Source organism: Tenacibaculum soleae, from assembly GCF_030549005.1.
GTDB classification, from domain to species: Bacteria; Bacteroidota; Bacteroidia; order Flavobacteriales; family Flavobacteriaceae; genus Polaribacter; species Polaribacter soleae.
Window position 1 is genome coordinate 323,683 of sequence record NZ_JAUOSW010000002.1, and the last position, 14,089, is coordinate 337,771.

Annotated in this window: 18 protein-coding genes; 10 read left to right on the forward strand and 8 right to left on the reverse strand. The window is 29.2% G+C overall.

Annotated elements, in window-relative coordinates:
- Positions 1-24: 24 nt before the first annotated feature.
- Positions 25-1,614 (reverse strand): peptide chain release factor 3, encoded by a 1,590-nt coding sequence (locus tag Q4586_RS03870; protein ID WP_303526474.1) that lies wholly within the window; start codon positions 1,612-1,614, stop codon positions 25-27.
- 106 nt (positions 1,615-1,720) lie between these two features.
- Here Q4586_RS03870 and idi point away from each other — a divergent pair, with 106 nt between their 5' ends.
- Genes idi through Q4586_RS03885 form a run of 3 tightly spaced genes read left to right on the forward strand, consistent with a single transcriptional unit; the run spans position 1,721 to position 3,620 of the window.
- Positions 1,721-2,239, forward strand: coding sequence for an isopentenyl-diphosphate Delta-isomerase (gene idi, locus Q4586_RS03875; protein WP_303526478.1), 519 nt, complete (start codon positions 1,721-1,723; stop codon positions 2,237-2,239).
- Positions 2,232-2,645 carry a 6-pyruvoyl trahydropterin synthase family protein gene (locus Q4586_RS03880; RefSeq protein ID WP_303526481.1) on the forward strand — a complete coding sequence of 138 codons (414 nt, stop codon included), beginning with the start codon at positions 2,232-2,234 and terminating at the stop codon, positions 2,643-2,645. The genes idi and Q4586_RS03880 overlap by 8 nt, the downstream gene beginning before the upstream one ends.
- 3 nt (positions 2,646-2,648) lie before the next feature.
- Positions 2,649-3,620, forward strand: coding sequence for a type I phosphomannose isomerase catalytic subunit (locus Q4586_RS03885; protein WP_303526483.1), 972 nt, complete (start codon positions 2,649-2,651; stop codon positions 3,618-3,620).
- Positions 3,621-3,663: 43 nt separating this feature from the next.
- On the opposite strand, the gene Q4586_RS03890 is transcribed toward Q4586_RS03885, so the two are convergent.
- A complete protein-coding gene (locus tag Q4586_RS03890; protein ID WP_271406027.1) occupies positions 3,664-4,014 on the reverse strand; it encodes a hypothetical protein in 351 nt (116 codons plus the stop codon).
- 472 nt (positions 4,015-4,486) lie between these two features.
- Here Q4586_RS03890 and kdsB point away from each other — a divergent pair, with 472 nt between their 5' ends.
- From kdsB to Q4586_RS03915, 5 genes are all read left to right on the forward strand, one after another.
- Complete coding sequence (gene kdsB, locus Q4586_RS03895) at positions 4,487-5,221, forward strand: 3-deoxy-manno-octulosonate cytidylyltransferase (RefSeq protein ID WP_068704217.1); 735 nt, start codon at positions 4,487-4,489, stop codon at positions 5,219-5,221.
- Positions 5,214-5,900, forward strand: a complete 687-nt coding sequence (locus tag Q4586_RS03900) for an HAD family hydrolase (RefSeq protein WP_068704215.1) — start codon at positions 5,214-5,216, stop codon at positions 5,898-5,900. The genes kdsB and Q4586_RS03900 overlap by 8 nt, the downstream gene beginning before the upstream one ends.
- A complete protein-coding gene (locus Q4586_RS03905; RefSeq protein ID WP_303526489.1) occupies positions 5,901-6,527 on the forward strand; it encodes a CatA-like O-acetyltransferase in 627 nt (208 codons plus the stop codon). It begins immediately after the preceding gene.
- 22 nt (positions 6,528-6,549) lie between these two features.
- On the forward strand, positions 6,550-6,816 hold the full coding sequence (locus tag Q4586_RS03910) for a hypothetical protein (RefSeq protein ID WP_068704212.1): 267 nt from the start codon (positions 6,550-6,552) through the stop codon (positions 6,814-6,816).
- A gap of 138 nt (positions 6,817-6,954) precedes the next feature.
- Positions 6,955-7,152, forward strand: a complete 198-nt coding sequence (locus tag Q4586_RS03915) for a hypothetical protein (RefSeq protein WP_068704210.1) — start codon at positions 6,955-6,957, stop codon at positions 7,150-7,152.
- 18 nt (positions 7,153-7,170) lie between these two features.
- Here Q4586_RS03915 and Q4586_RS03920 read toward each other — a convergent pair whose 3' ends face one another.
- The 4 genes from Q4586_RS03920 to Q4586_RS03935 all read right to left on the reverse strand — a co-directional run bounded on the left by Q4586_RS03920 (position 7,171) and on the right by Q4586_RS03935 (position 10,263).
- Entirely contained in the window at positions 7,171-7,644 is a 474-nt protein-coding gene (locus Q4586_RS03920; RefSeq protein ID WP_303526493.1) for a sensor of ECF-type sigma factor, read from the reverse strand.
- Positions 7,644-8,180 (reverse strand): hypothetical protein, encoded by a 537-nt coding sequence (locus Q4586_RS03925; protein WP_303526496.1) that lies wholly within the window; start codon positions 8,178-8,180, stop codon positions 7,644-7,646. Before Q4586_RS03925 ends, Q4586_RS03920 begins: the two co-directional genes overlap by 1 nt.
- A gap of 33 nt (positions 8,181-8,213) precedes the next feature.
- Positions 8,214-8,759, reverse strand: coding sequence for an RNA polymerase sigma factor (locus Q4586_RS03930; RefSeq protein WP_303526501.1), 546 nt, complete (start codon positions 8,757-8,759; stop codon positions 8,214-8,216).
- 61 nt (positions 8,760-8,820) lie between these two features.
- Positions 8,821-10,263, reverse strand: a complete 1,443-nt coding sequence (locus tag Q4586_RS03935; RefSeq protein WP_303526504.1) for a TonB-dependent receptor — start codon at positions 10,261-10,263, stop codon at positions 8,821-8,823.
- Between the two features lie 81 nt (positions 10,264-10,344).
- Here Q4586_RS03935 and Q4586_RS03940 point away from each other — a divergent pair, with 81 nt between their 5' ends.
- Both Q4586_RS03940 and yaaA read left to right on the forward strand, forming a co-directional pair.
- Positions 10,345-11,121, forward strand: a complete 777-nt coding sequence (locus Q4586_RS03940; RefSeq protein WP_303526507.1) for an MBL fold metallo-hydrolase — start codon at positions 10,345-10,347, stop codon at positions 11,119-11,121.
- Positions 11,122-11,221: 100 nt separating this feature from the next.
- The gene (gene yaaA / locus Q4586_RS03945) at positions 11,222-11,980 is read left to right on the forward strand and encodes a peroxide stress protein YaaA (RefSeq protein ID WP_303526509.1); all 759 of its coding nucleotides are present in this window, start codon (positions 11,222-11,224) and stop codon (positions 11,978-11,980) included.
- A gap of 39 nt (positions 11,981-12,019) precedes the next feature.
- Here yaaA and Q4586_RS03950 read toward each other — a convergent pair whose 3' ends face one another.
- Both Q4586_RS03950 and Q4586_RS03955 read right to left on the reverse strand, forming a co-directional pair.
- Positions 12,020-13,444 carry an L-serine ammonia-lyase gene (locus Q4586_RS03950; RefSeq protein WP_303526512.1) on the reverse strand — a complete coding sequence of 475 codons (1,425 nt, stop codon included), beginning with the start codon at positions 13,442-13,444 and terminating at the stop codon, positions 12,020-12,022.
- Between the two features lie 86 nt (positions 13,445-13,530).
- Positions 13,531-13,872, reverse strand: coding sequence for a DUF2853 family protein (locus Q4586_RS03955; RefSeq protein ID WP_068704195.1), 342 nt, complete (start codon positions 13,870-13,872; stop codon positions 13,531-13,533).
- Positions 13,873-14,089: the final 217 nt, after the last annotated feature.

Sequence of the window (14,089 nt, forward strand, 5' to 3'; positions counted from 1 at the left end):
AAAATATTAAAAGCCAATTATTGGCTATTCAAACTCACTGGTAAAATGTAGTTTTACGGATGGATATTTACTTTGTGTCATTTGAATGGTAAAAGCAGAATCGGCTAAAAACACTAGTTTACCTTCTTTATCTTTGGCTAAATAACGCTGTTTAACGCGTTTAAACTCTTTAAATTCTTCGTTTTTTTCATCCTCAGGTTGTACCCAACAAGCTTTATGAACAGCAATGTTTTCATAGCTACATTTTGCACCATATTCATGCTCTAAACGATATTGAATAACTTCGTATTGTAAGGCGCCAACGGTACCTACAATTCTACGTCCATTCATATCCATGGTAAATAATTGTGCTACACCTTCGTCCATCAACTGATCTAAACCTTTGTATAATTGTTTAGATTTCATTGGGTCGGCATTGTTTACATAACGGAAATGCTCTGGAGAAAAACTTGGAATTCCTTTAAAGTTTAATTTTTCACCTTCAGTTAAAGTATCACCAATTTTAAAATTTCCGGTATCGTGTACACCAACAATATCGCCAGGAAAAGATTCGTCTACAATTTCTTTCTTTTCAGCAAAAAAGGCATTTGGGCTCGAAAATTTCATTTTCTTACCATTACGAACATGAAGGTATGGAGAGTTTCGTTTAAAAGTACCTGAAACAATTTTAATAAACGCTAGTCTGTCTCGGTGCTTAGGATCCATATTTGCATGAATTTTAAACACAAATCCTGTTAATTTATCTTCTTTTGAATCCACTAAACGTTCCTCCGCTTTTTTAGGTTGTGGTTGTGGTGCAATTTCAATAAAAGCATCTAGCAATTCTTTTACACCAAAATTATTTAAAGCAGAACCAAAAAAGACAGGCTGTAAATCACCAGCTAAATATTCATCTTGATTAAATTCAGGATATACTTCATAAACTAATTCTGATTCTTCTCGCAAGGTTTCGGCAGCAGTTTCACCAATAATTTCATCTAACTGTGGGTTTGATAAATCGTCAAAAACCACACCTTCAGAAATAGTGGTTTTATTTTCTGCAGAAAAAAGGTTTAGTTTCTTCTCCCAAATATTATAAATACCTTTAAAATCATATCCCATTCCTATAGGAAAACTCATTGGAGTAACGCGTAAGCCTAATTTTTGCTCAACTTCGTCTAATAAATCAAAAGCGTCTTTACCTTCACGGTCTAATTTATTTATAAATACGAGCATTGGTATTTTACGCATTCTACAAACCTCTACCAATTTTTCGGTTTGTGGCTCAACACCTTTGGCAACATCAATTACCACAATAACGCTATCAACAGCAGTTAAAGTTCTAAAAGTATCTTCAGCAAAATCCTTGTGACCAGGTGTGTCAAGAATGTTGATTTTTTTGTCTTTATAGATAAAAGCTAATACCGAAGTAGCTACCGAAATTCCACGCTGACGTTCAATTTCCATAAAATCGGAAGTTGCTCCCTTTTTTATTTTATTGTTTTTAACAGCTCCGGCTTCTTGAATGGCACCACCAAAAAGTAATAATTTTTCGGTTAAAGTTGTTTTACCAGCATCTGGATGCGATATAATTCCGAATGTACGTCGTTTCTGTATTTCTTCTAAAAAACTCATCTATAAAAATTAGTTTGCAAAGATACAGTTTAATGCGAACTGTTCAAAAGGTTTAATTGTTGAACTGCAATCAATTTTGTAAGTTTGTTTTTCGTAAAATTAATCAATGAAAGAACAGGTAATATTAGTAGACGAGCAAGACAATCAAATAGGGTTAATGGAGAAAATTGAGGCTCATGAAAAAGCATTATTACATAGAGCTTTTTCGGTTTTTGTTTTTAATGATAAAAAAGAACTGATGTTGCAGCAAAGAGCAGCTAATAAATATCATTCGCCTTTATTATGGACTAACACCTGTTGCTCTCATCAACGAAGTGGAGAAACAAATTTAGCCGCTGGTAAAAGAAGGTTACAAGAAGAAATGGGTTTTGTTTGTGAGCTAAAAGAAGTTTTTTCTTTTATTTACAAAGCACCTTTTGATAACGGATTAACAGAGCATGAACTAGATCATGTAATGGTTGGTGATTTTAATGAACACCCAAATATTAATAAAGAAGAAGTTGAGTCATATAAATGGATGACCTTAGAGGCGGTAAAAAAAGACATAGAAGATAAACCAGAAATTTATACAGCTTGGTTTAAAATTATTTTTAAAGAATCGTACGAAACATTAAAAAATGCCTAAAGTAACTGTACATAGAAAAGCACATTTTAACGCCGCTCACAGATTGTTTAATCCGAAATGGTCTGACGAGAAAAATTTTGAAGTTTTTAATAAATGCAGCAATCCTAATTATCATGGACATAATTACGAATTAATTGTTTCTTTAACAGGCGAAATAAACCCAGAAACTGGCTACGTATATGATTTAGGTAAATTAAAAGATTTGATTAAAACTAAAATTGAAGATGCTTTTGATCATAAAAATTTAAACCTAGATGTTGTTGATTTTGAAAATTTAATCCCTACTGCAGAAAATATATCCGTTGTAATATTTAACAAATTACGTGTAAGTATTCCTGAAAAATTAGACTTAGAAGTTACCTTGTATGAAACACCAAGAAATTACGTAACTTATAGCGGAGATTAATATATGATACATCAATTATTACGGTTTGAACCAATTTTGAAATCTAAAATTTGGGGAGGAGAAAAGTTAAAAACTATATTAAATAAGCAGTCTGATAGAACTGATATAGGAGAAAGTTGGGAAATTTCTGATATTGATAATGATGTTTCACTAGTTATTAATGGTAGACTAAAAGGTAAAAGTTTAAACGAGGTTATAAAAGAGTTTAAACAAGACGTTTTAGGTGAAAAAGTGTATCAAATTTTTAAAGATAAATTTCCGTTACTTATTAAATTTATTGATGCCAAGAAAAAACTAAGCTTACAAGTACACCCTAATGATGTTTTGGCACAAAAAAGGCATAATTCATTAGGTAAAACAGAAATGTGGTATGTGGTGAATGCTGATAAAAAAGCAAAAATTATAGTTGGTTTTTCAGAAGAGTCAGATAAAAAATCTTTTTCTAAGACAATAAAATCAGGTAATGAATTAGAACTATTAAATGTTGATTTTGTAAAAAAAGGAGATACTTTTTTAGTGCCTGCAGGAAGAGTACACGCTATAGGTAAAGGTGTTTTGTTAGCAGAAATACAAGAAACATCAGATGTTACCTATCGTATTTCTGATTGGAGTAGAAGAGATAATCAAGGTAAAGAAAGAGATTTGCATGTAGATTTAGCCTTGGATGCTATTGATTATTCAGCAAAATCAAATTATAAGGCAGAATATCTTAAAAAGAAAAACAACCCATCTAATATTGTAGATTGTAAATATTTTACTACTAATTTTTTACATTTAACAAAAGATTATATGCCAAATCATGAAGACAAAGACAGTTTTGTGATTTATATGTGTGTAGAAGGAACTGCGATATTTGAGTATAAAAATCAACAAGAAAAACTACAAATGGGTGAAACAATTTTAATACCTGCTTGTATAAAAAAGATTAATGTTATAACCCAAAATGCAAAACTTTTAGAGGTGTATATAAAGTAAAACAGGCTTAAAATTATTAAGCCTGTAATTCATAAAAATAATTTTAAGCAATTTTTTGTAAGCTATAACCAAATGTAGCTTTACATATAATGTCTTGTTTTTTTTCTTCTTTTTTAGATACGGTTATATAAAGTATAACTTCGGTATCACTTAATTTTTTTATATTATTTTTTATAATAAGCTTATCGTTTAGATAAGCATTTTTAATAATATCAAACTCAATGTTTTTAAAACTTAAGTTTAAAGAGTTTTTATAATATGTTAGTGAAGAGTTTACGCTCGATTCAATTTTGTTGTATAAGATTGAAGTTTTTAGCGTTTTGTTTTTATTAACCTGTTTTTTGTTAACAATAAAATATGAAGGATTGTTTTTTAGTTCTATGTAAGTATTCATTTTTTTAAGGATTTATAGGTGGAAGTTTAGGTGTTGAAAAAAAGACATTTCGTATTAAAAACATTGTAGTTTGTAAATACATGTTAATTTGCTTGGTAATTTTTAAGATGTTCATAGTTATATAAAATTTAAAATGTTGTTAAATAAAAAAAGGTGCTTTTTATAAAAAGCACCTTTTGTAGTTTGTATTAAATATCGGATTTTAAAACCGCTGTTTAAGTCTTTTTTTTGGAGCACTTTTTATATACACATATTTTTTTTGCATACGGGTGTTACACATTATTAAAATAATAATGTGTAAAGTAGTGGTATATGTACGTAAAAGTGTATTCATAGTGTACCTCAAATGTAACAAAAGTTTTTGTTAAAAAATAAAAAGATATTAATATTAAACTTTTAATAAGTGAGTATTTATAAAGTTTTAAAAACTGTTTAAATACGTATCTTTGAAGTGTCTAAATAAACAGATTTTATGAAAATAATAGCAATGATTCCTGCACGTTACAATGCATCTCGTTTTCCTGGAAAATTAATGAAAAATTTAGGAGGAAAACCGGTAATTGTTAGAACTTATGAAGCAGCTGTTACAACAAAATTATTTGATGAAGTATATGTGGTAACTGATTCTGATGTTATTTTTAAAACAATGCAAGAGGCAGGCGGAAAAGTGATAATGAGTAAAAAAGACCACGAGTGTGGTTCGGATAGAATTGCTGAAGCTGTTGAAAATTTACCAGTTGATATTGTGGTAAATGTACAAGGAGATGAACCTTTTATTGATACCATTTCTTTATCAAAATTAATTCAGGCTTTTAAAGAAGATACCAAAGAAGAAATAGATTTAGCGTCTTTAAAAGTAGCAATGACAAATATTGAAGATGTTGAAAATCCGAATAATGTAAAAGTAATTACTGATGTAAATGATTTTGCCATTTACTTTTCGCGAAGCGTTATTCCTTTTCATCGAGATAAAGATTTGAAAGTTACTTACTACAAACATAAAGGTGTATATGCGTTTAGAAAAAAAGCATTAATCGATTTTTATCATACCCCAATGACCCCAATTGAAGCTTCCGAAAAAATAGAGTGTATTCGGTATTTAGAAGTTGGAAAAAAAATAAAAATGATAGAAACGTCGGTTGAAAGTATTGGTATTGATACTCCAGAAGATTTAGAAAAAGCAATAAAACAACTAGAAAATGACTAACATAAAAGTAATTGCTTTTGATGCAGATGATACACTTTGGGTAAATGAAACCTATTTTAGAGATGCCGAAAATGAATTTGCTAAACTATTATCTGGTTACGAAACTGAAAATAAAATTCATCAAGAGCTTTATAAAAAAGAAATTGATAATCTTAAAATTTACGGTTACGGTGTAAAGGGATTTGTTTTGTCGATGGTTGAATGTGCACTAGAAATATCAAATAATAAAGTAAATCAAAATACAATAAATAAAATTCTTGAAATAGGTAAAGAAATGCTTGAGCAACCTATTGATTTATTAGATGGAGTAGAAGAGGTTTTACAAAAGTTACAAGGTAAGTATAAGTTGATTGTTGCAACAAAAGGTGATTTGTTAGATCAAGAACGTAAATTAGAAAAATCAGGAATTTTAAAATATTTTCATCATACAGAAGTGATGAGTGATAAAAAAGACAAAGATTATTTAAAATTAATTAAACATTTAGATATTGATCCGTCAGAATTATTAATGATAGGAAATTCATTAAAATCAGATGTATTACCTTTAGTTAAAATTGGTGCATCAGCAATTCATATACCGTTTCATACTACTTGGGCACATGAAGAAGTTAGTGAAGAGCAAAAATCTGATAATTATAAAACAGTTTCTAAAATTACAGATGTATTAAATTTCTTGTAGATGAAGTATTTAGATATTGAAAAGTGGAATAGAAAACAGCATTTTAATCACTTTAAAAATTTGGCCGACCCAACTTTTGGAATTGTAGCTGATGTTGATGTGTCTAAATGTTATCAATCAGCAAAAGAAAACAAACAATCATTTTTTGTTCGTTATCTACATGCTTGTATGATGGCTATTAACGCAATTGAAAATTTTAAATATAGAATTGAAGATGATAAAATTGCTATTTACGAAACAATAAATGCTTCAGCAACAATAGCTAGGTTAGATAATACCTTTGGGTTTTCTTATATTGGTTTTTCTAATAATTTTGAAGAATTTAGCCTTAATTTTAAAAATGAAAAAGCACGTATTTTAAATTCTACCGATTTATTTCCTCCAAAATACTCCTTAGGCTGCATACATTGTTCTGCTTTACCATGGGTGTCTTTTACAGCACATAAAGAACCATATTCAGGAAATAAAAACGATAGTGTGCCTCAATTGTCTTTTGGTAAAATAAAAGTTGAAAGTGGTAAAAAAATAATGCCCGTCGCAATAAATGTAAACCATGCTTTGGTTGATGGATTTCATATCGGGCAATTTTTTGATAAATTTCAAGCTCAATTAGATAAAATCGATTAATTTTGCAAAAAATATAATAATTATGGCAAGCATTAAAAACTTAAAAAAAGATATTGATTACACTTTAGGAGATATTATTGACATCTGTAGATTAACAGCGCAATTAAACCCTAATGTAGATGTAGATAAATCAGAAGCAATTGTTGATGAAGTTTTTGAAACGTTTGATACTTTAATAGTAAAAATAAACGCTAAGAATGTTGAAAATAAAAAAGCTCATTTTAAAGCGATAAGCGTTGAATTAGAAGATAAAGCAAATGCTTTAATAGAAAAGGTAAATAACTTATAATTGTTTGTAAGTTAAATGTTTAAAGCCGATACTTTTTTAAGTGTCGGCTTTTTTTGTAAAATTTTAACATTTGTAAAGGAATAATTTTTTGTAAATTACGTTCTGTAATAATGAAACAATTAACCCCCTTTTAAAAACATGGCAAGAGCAATGTATGAGTACACAAAAACTGTACTTAGAAAAGTAAGTTTTAATACAGATTTATTTTGTAGAGAACTAGAAAAAGCATTAAATAGATTGTTACCTTATGAAGTAAATGAGTTAACAATTTGGTTAAAAGAATATACAGCAAACAAACCTAATTTATATGTTTGTTTAGCCTTGGTAAAAAAATAAGAATAAAAAAAGAAGCTTTTAGCTTCTTTTTTTATTCTTATTAGCACGATACTTTCTCATAAGTTTTCGATTAAACTCATGTTCAGCTATTTTTAAGGTAAGTATTTTTTTAGAAGATAATATTTTTGATAACTTGTACTGAAACAAGGTTTTTACTTCATGCTGTTGTTTATTAATAGATTGAATTGTCTTTAAAATTTGTTGTGAATCTTTTTCTGATAATTCATCAATACCTCCTTTTTTTAATATTTTTTTCTTTATACTAAAACGTTCTTCTTTGTGAAGTTCTATTCTTTTTTTGTCATATTTGTTATAAATAGGCCAAAATTTTTGAGCTTCAGTTTCTGTCAGGTTTAATTTTTCAGTTAAAAAAGCGATTTTATATGCGCGAATTTTATCTGAACTATCTTTTTTTGTTTGTGCTTTAGTGATAAAACTGTTTAAAAATGCAATGTGCATTAAAAAAAGTAAGAGTATATTTTTTTTCATCATTATTCAATTTCGTTTATAAATGTAGCTTCGTCAATATTGTCTAGATAATTTTCTAAATTATTATCGTTTATAGATGTTAAAAAGTCATCTTCAAAATCTTCAGATTCTAAAAAAGTTGCCAAATCAGTATTATAGGTTTCTCCGTATCCATTTTCGTACCATGATGTTATTTCAGTATAAGTTATATCATCAAAGGTGTTTGTATTGTTAGTGTTAAAATAATTTAAACCTATAAATAATAAAACAGCTGCCGCTGCTGATAATGGAACAAATTGTAGTATTCTTTTTTGTAAAGAAATAACTTTTGTTTCTTTTGATGTTGTTATATCTAATTTAGTTAAAATAGTATTTTCAATAGTATTAAAGTAATTAGATGGGGTTGTATAAGCTTCTTTTTTTGAAAGGCTTCTAATAGTTATTTCTGAGGTAAAATTGTCTTCTAGTTCATCAAAGTAATTTTCAGGAATTAAAAACCCTGTATTCTTACCTGTTTTTTGGTTTATAAAATCGGTTATATTTTTTGTCTCTTTATCCATCTCTATAGTAAGACTTTAATTTTATTAAAAGGTTTAATTATAGTTTTTAATAAATTGTTCTATTTTTTTTACGGCAATATGGTAAGATGCTTTTAAGGCACCTACTGAGGTTTCTAGTATCTCAGATATTTGCTGATATTTCATTTCATCAAAATATTTCATATTAAAAACTAATTGTTGCTTTTGAGGTAAAGTAGCAATTGCTTTTTGTAAAATTAATTGAATCTCTTCTCCTGTAAACCAATTGTCATTATCTAAATTAGAAACAAGTTCTTGTTGATAATCTGTAATGTCAATGTTTTTTTCTCTGGCTCTTTTATTAATAAAAGTTATTGATTCGTTGGTTGCAATTCGGTACATCCAAGAATAGAGTTTGCTGTCTTTTTTAAAGCTATCAATATTTTTAAAAATTTTGATAAAAGTATTTTGTAACACATCATCTGCATCATGATGTGAAATAACAATTTTTCGTATATGCCAATACAACCGTTCTTTATAGAGCGATACTAATTGTTTAAATGCAAGCTCCTTTGTTTTGGGAGATTGCAATTGTATTATAAGTGTAAGTTCGTCTGTCAACTAAAATTGTTTAGCTGTTAGACATTAAAGATAATAAAAGGTTTAAAAAAAGACTAAAAAATTATGATCGTTTTCTTGAACAACCAAACAAACGTTTCTCTTTAATAGTTTCAGAAACACCTTCTGGAAGCATGTTTTCCCATCCTTCTTCGTTGTTTTTAATCATTTTTAAAACTTTTCTTGAAAAAATATGTAAAGATTCTTGATCAAAATCTTTAATATCTATAAGTCTACCATTATTTTTAAAGAACTTATAAAGTTCTTTCATTCGTGGGTGCACTTTTAAATTTTCGCTAGTAATGTACTCTCCCTTTTCTTCATCTTTATAAGGATACATGTATACCTTTAGGTCTTTATAAAAAAGTTTACCAAAAGCTTCTAAGATACCACCACTTAAGTCGCGATAATATTTTTCATCAAAAATTTGAATTAAATTATTAACACCCATAGCTAAAGCCATTCTTTCTTTGGTAAATTCACTAAAATAATCAACTAATCTAAAGTATTCTTGGTAGTTGGTTATCATTACATTTTGCCCTAATGCACAAAGTAATTCAGCTCTATCTAAAAAATCACGTTCGTTAATTTCACCTTCAGCACGAAGATTACTTAAGGTAATTTCAAAAATAACTTGTGTTTTTTCTGGATTTACTTTTTTCTCTGCTAAAAATAATTGTTTAGAGCGCTCAAACATGTCCATATTTACTTTGGTAACAGGACGATAACTACCACGAAGTGCTAAAATATTCTTTTTATATAATACTTGAGCTGGTAATAAATTATTTCCGTCAGGACCAAACATAACGGCATTCGTCATTCCGTTTTTAACAAGTTGTAAACTCATTAAACGATTATCAACATACATAAAACGAGGTCCAGAGAAATTAATCATGTCAATTTCTAAGCGGTCACTATCAATATTGTCGTAAAAAGACTTTAATAACTCTTTAGGGTTGTCGTTTAAATAATAGGCTCCGTAAACTAAATTTACACCTAAAACACCTAAGGTTTCTTGCTGCTGACGAGCATCAGTTTCTTTAAAACGAAGGTGTAAAATAATTTCATTATAATCTTCAAGAGGGTCTAACTGAAAACGGATACCTACCCAACCATGACCTTTAAACTTTTTAGAAAAATTAATGGTTGCGACTGTATTAGCGTAACTAAAAAATAATTTTTCAGGATGTTTTTGACGATCAAGACGTTCTTCAATCAAGTCCATCTCATGTCGTAACATTTTTTTTAATCTTTTTTCGGTAACATAACGATTGTCACTTTCAACACCATAAATGGCATCAGAAAAATCTTTATCATAAGCACTCATTGCTTTTGCAATAGTACCTGAAGCACCACCAGCTCTAAAAAAATTACGAACCGTTTCTTGCCCAGCACCAATTTCTGCAAATGTTCCATAAATATGGGCATTCAGGTTGATTTTTAAGGCTTTACTGTTTGTAGTAGGTACAGTACTTATTTTTTGATCTCCTTTAAGCGTAATTGCCATTTTATTAATTTTTGTTACGGACAACAAATGTACTGAAAATAGGAGTTATCAGGCAATATTTGTCGTATTTTTGTGTTAACAATGGAAGAAAAAAAGCAAATAAAAGTAACTTTTTTAGGAACAGGTACTTCAACAGGTGTTCCAATGATTACCAGTAAACACCCCGTAGCACTTTCTAAAGATACAAGAGATAAAAGATTACGTTCATCGGTAGTAATATCATGGGATAATTATAATTATGTGATTGATTGTGGCCCTGATTTTAGACAGCAAATGATACGAGAAGAAATCGCATCGATTAACGGGATTTTATTTACTCATGAACATGCTGATCATATTGCGGGTTTAGATGAAATACGACCTTATTGTTTTCAAATGGGAGCGGTACCAATTTATACTTCAAAGAGAGTGCTTAAAGTTTTAGAAAAAAGATATGACTATATTTTTGCCACTGAAAATAGGTACCCAAGTGCACCAAAAGTAGCACCGAACATTATTTCTCATCAGCAAAGTTTTTACTTTAATCATGTAAATGTAATTCCGATTGAGGTAATGCATGGACAATTACCAATTTTAGGTTATCGATTTAATGACGTTGCTTACCTTACAGATATTAAAACAATTACCGAAGAAGAAAAAAAGAAATTATATAGTTTAGATACACTTATTGTAACAGGATTAAGAAGAGAGCCACATGCAACGCATTTTAATTTGGAAGAATCTTTGGCTTTTATTAAAGAATTAAAACCTAAAAAAGCATATTTAACGCATATAAGCGAGTTGTTAGGTTTACATGAAGAAGTAGAAAAAGAGCTGCCTGAAAATGTGTTTTTAGCATATGATGGATTAAGAGTTTAAAAAACTATTAGATTTATCAATACCATAATTGATTATAAATACATAAAATTATATTAGATTTTAAAATAACTTGTTACTTTTATATAAAAATACTAGTTGAATGAAAATAATTATATCTCCTGCAAAATCATTAGATTTTGAAACAAAAGCAAACACTAATTTATACACACAACCACGTTTTTTAGAACAATCAGCAAAACTGAATAAAAAACTAAAAACACTTTCTAGAAAAAAGTTAAGTGACTTAATGAAAATTTCTGATGATTTAGCTAGTTTAAATTATGAAAGAAATCAAAATTGGCAAACACCATTTGAATTAGAAAACGCAAAACAAGCCATTTTTTCTTTTACAGGTGAGGTTTTTAGAGGGATAGATGTAACTACATTGGCAGAAGATAAATTACCAGTTTTACAAGAACGACTTCGTATTTTATCAGGATTATATGGATTGTTAAAACCTTTAGATTTAATTCAGCCTTACCGTTTAGAAATGGGAACGAAGTTAAAAGTAGGTCGTACAGAAAACTTGTATAAATTTTGGAACAATCAATTAGTAGATTCTTTAAATAAAGAACTAGCAGATGATGAGTTGCTGGTAAATTTAGCAAGTACAGAGTATTTTAAAGCGTTGCCTAAAAAAGTACTAAAAGTGCCAATGGTTACTCCTGTTTTTAAAGATTTTAAAAACGGACAATATAAAACAATTATGACCTTTGCTAAAAAAGCACGTGGTTTAATGGTTCGTTATATAATTGAAAACGAAATTGAAACCATAGATGGTTTACAGGGCTTTAACATTGATGGTTATTTGTTTTCAGAAGAAATGTCATCAGAAAACGAATTGGTTTTTACACGTTAATATTTAATTGACGCATTTTTTTATTATGCGTCAATTATTTTAACAAGCGGCCAAACCAACAGTAATAGCTAAGCCACCTTCAGAAGTTTCTTTATAGTTTCGGTGCATATCTTTAGCTGTTTCCCACATGGTATCAATTACCTTATCTAAAGGCACTAAAGAATTTTTAGGATCTGTTTCTAAAGCCATCTCAGCAGCATTAATTGCTTTAATAGCTCCCATTGCATTACGTTCAATACAAGGCACTTGCACTAAGCCACCAATAGGGTCACAGGTTAAACCTAAATGATGTTCCATTGCTATCTCAGCAGCAACCAAACATTGTGCTGGTGTACCACCTAAAAGCTCGGTTAGTGCTGCTGCTGCCATTGCAGATGAAACACCTATTTCTGCCTGACAACCTCCCATAGCTGCTGATATTGTCGCATTTTTCTTAAAAATACTTCCTATTTCGCCTGCAACTAATAAGAATTTTTTAATATGTTCAAAATCAGCTTTATGGTTTTCAATTACTAAATAATACATTAAAACAGCAGGGATAACTCCAGCGCTTCCATTGGTAGGAGCGGTAACAACCCTACCTAAAGCAGCATTTACTTCATTTACAGATAAAGCCAAACAGCTTACCCATTTTAAAATTTCACGAAACTTTACTTCGGTACTTCTAATGGCAGTAATCCATTCACTTTGATTCGTGTAATTAGCTTCTTTTATGAGTTTTTTGTGCGTGTCAAAAGCTCTTCGTTTTACATTTAATCCGCCAGGTAAAACACCTTCGGTATGACAACCGATATACATGCATTCTAACATGGTTTCCCAAACTCGTTTTAATTCGGTGTCTATTTCGGTAGAAGATTTTAAAACAAGTTCGTTTTGATAAACAATGTCAGATATTTTTTTTTGCTCTTTGTCGCAGTATGCTTCTAATTCGGTTGCTCTGTTTATTGGAAAAGGAAAGTTTTGTTTATTAATTTCAGTATCAGAAGGAGTGGTTACTTCTTCTTGAATAACAAAACCACCACCGATAGAGTAGTAGGTTTCGGTAGAAACTTCTTTTCCTTTAGTAAAACCTCGAAAGGTTAATCCGTTAGAATGAAAAGGTAAAAAATCTTTGTTAAAAACAATGTTTTCGGTTGAAAAAACGAGTTGTTTTTCTGCATTAAAATTTAAACGATTCGTTTCTTTTATTTTACCTATAATAGTGTCTATATTTTCAACAGGAATATATTCTGGATCCGTACCACTTAATCCTAATAATACTGATAAATCAGTAGCGTGTCCTTTACCTGTTAGTGATAAAGAGCCATATAAATCTATTCTAATACCATCAATGTTGTTAAAAAGAGTATTTTTTTTTAACTTTTCAATCCATTGTTGGGCGGCTCTCCATGGACCTAAAGTGTGTGAGCTTGAGGGACCAACGCCAATTTTTAGCATGTCAAAAACACTAATAAATTGCGACATAAATATAGTTTGTTTGTTGTGGCTAAAATAAAAAAAGTCCTGTATTAAAATCAATACAAGACTTTTTTTTATGAAAATAGTAAATTTTACATTCCGTAAACAGCTTCTTTATCAAATTTTTTAGCTAACATATAATAAACTACAGCACGATATTTGTTTCTTTCAGATCTTCCAATTCTTTCCATAACTTCATCAATAGCCTTATCTAATTCAGGGCTATCAGCTAAACCTAATTTTTTCATTAAAAAATTTTTCTTTACTGTTTCTAGCTCTTTAGCATCAGTACCAGATACAGTTTCAGCGTCTTTTTTGTAAATAGAAGGACCTAGGCCTTTAGTAACAGCTTTTAATAAATCTGTGTTAGAGCGAATATCTCTATCGTCCATAAATTTTTTATACAACTCTACTTTTTCGTCAAATTTACTCATGATTTTTTTTATTTTTTATTAGATATAAGTTTTTGTAAAACTTTAGTTATTCCAAATATAGAAAAATAATTGGTTCTTTCAAACAAGAAAAATAAAAGAGATCATACGTATATTATTGTTAATTAAATTGTTGAAAACAAAAATTGGTAATAGTGAAAAACTCTTATTCTTGTAGTAAATTTATATATACATGAAACATGTAACTTATGTCGATATT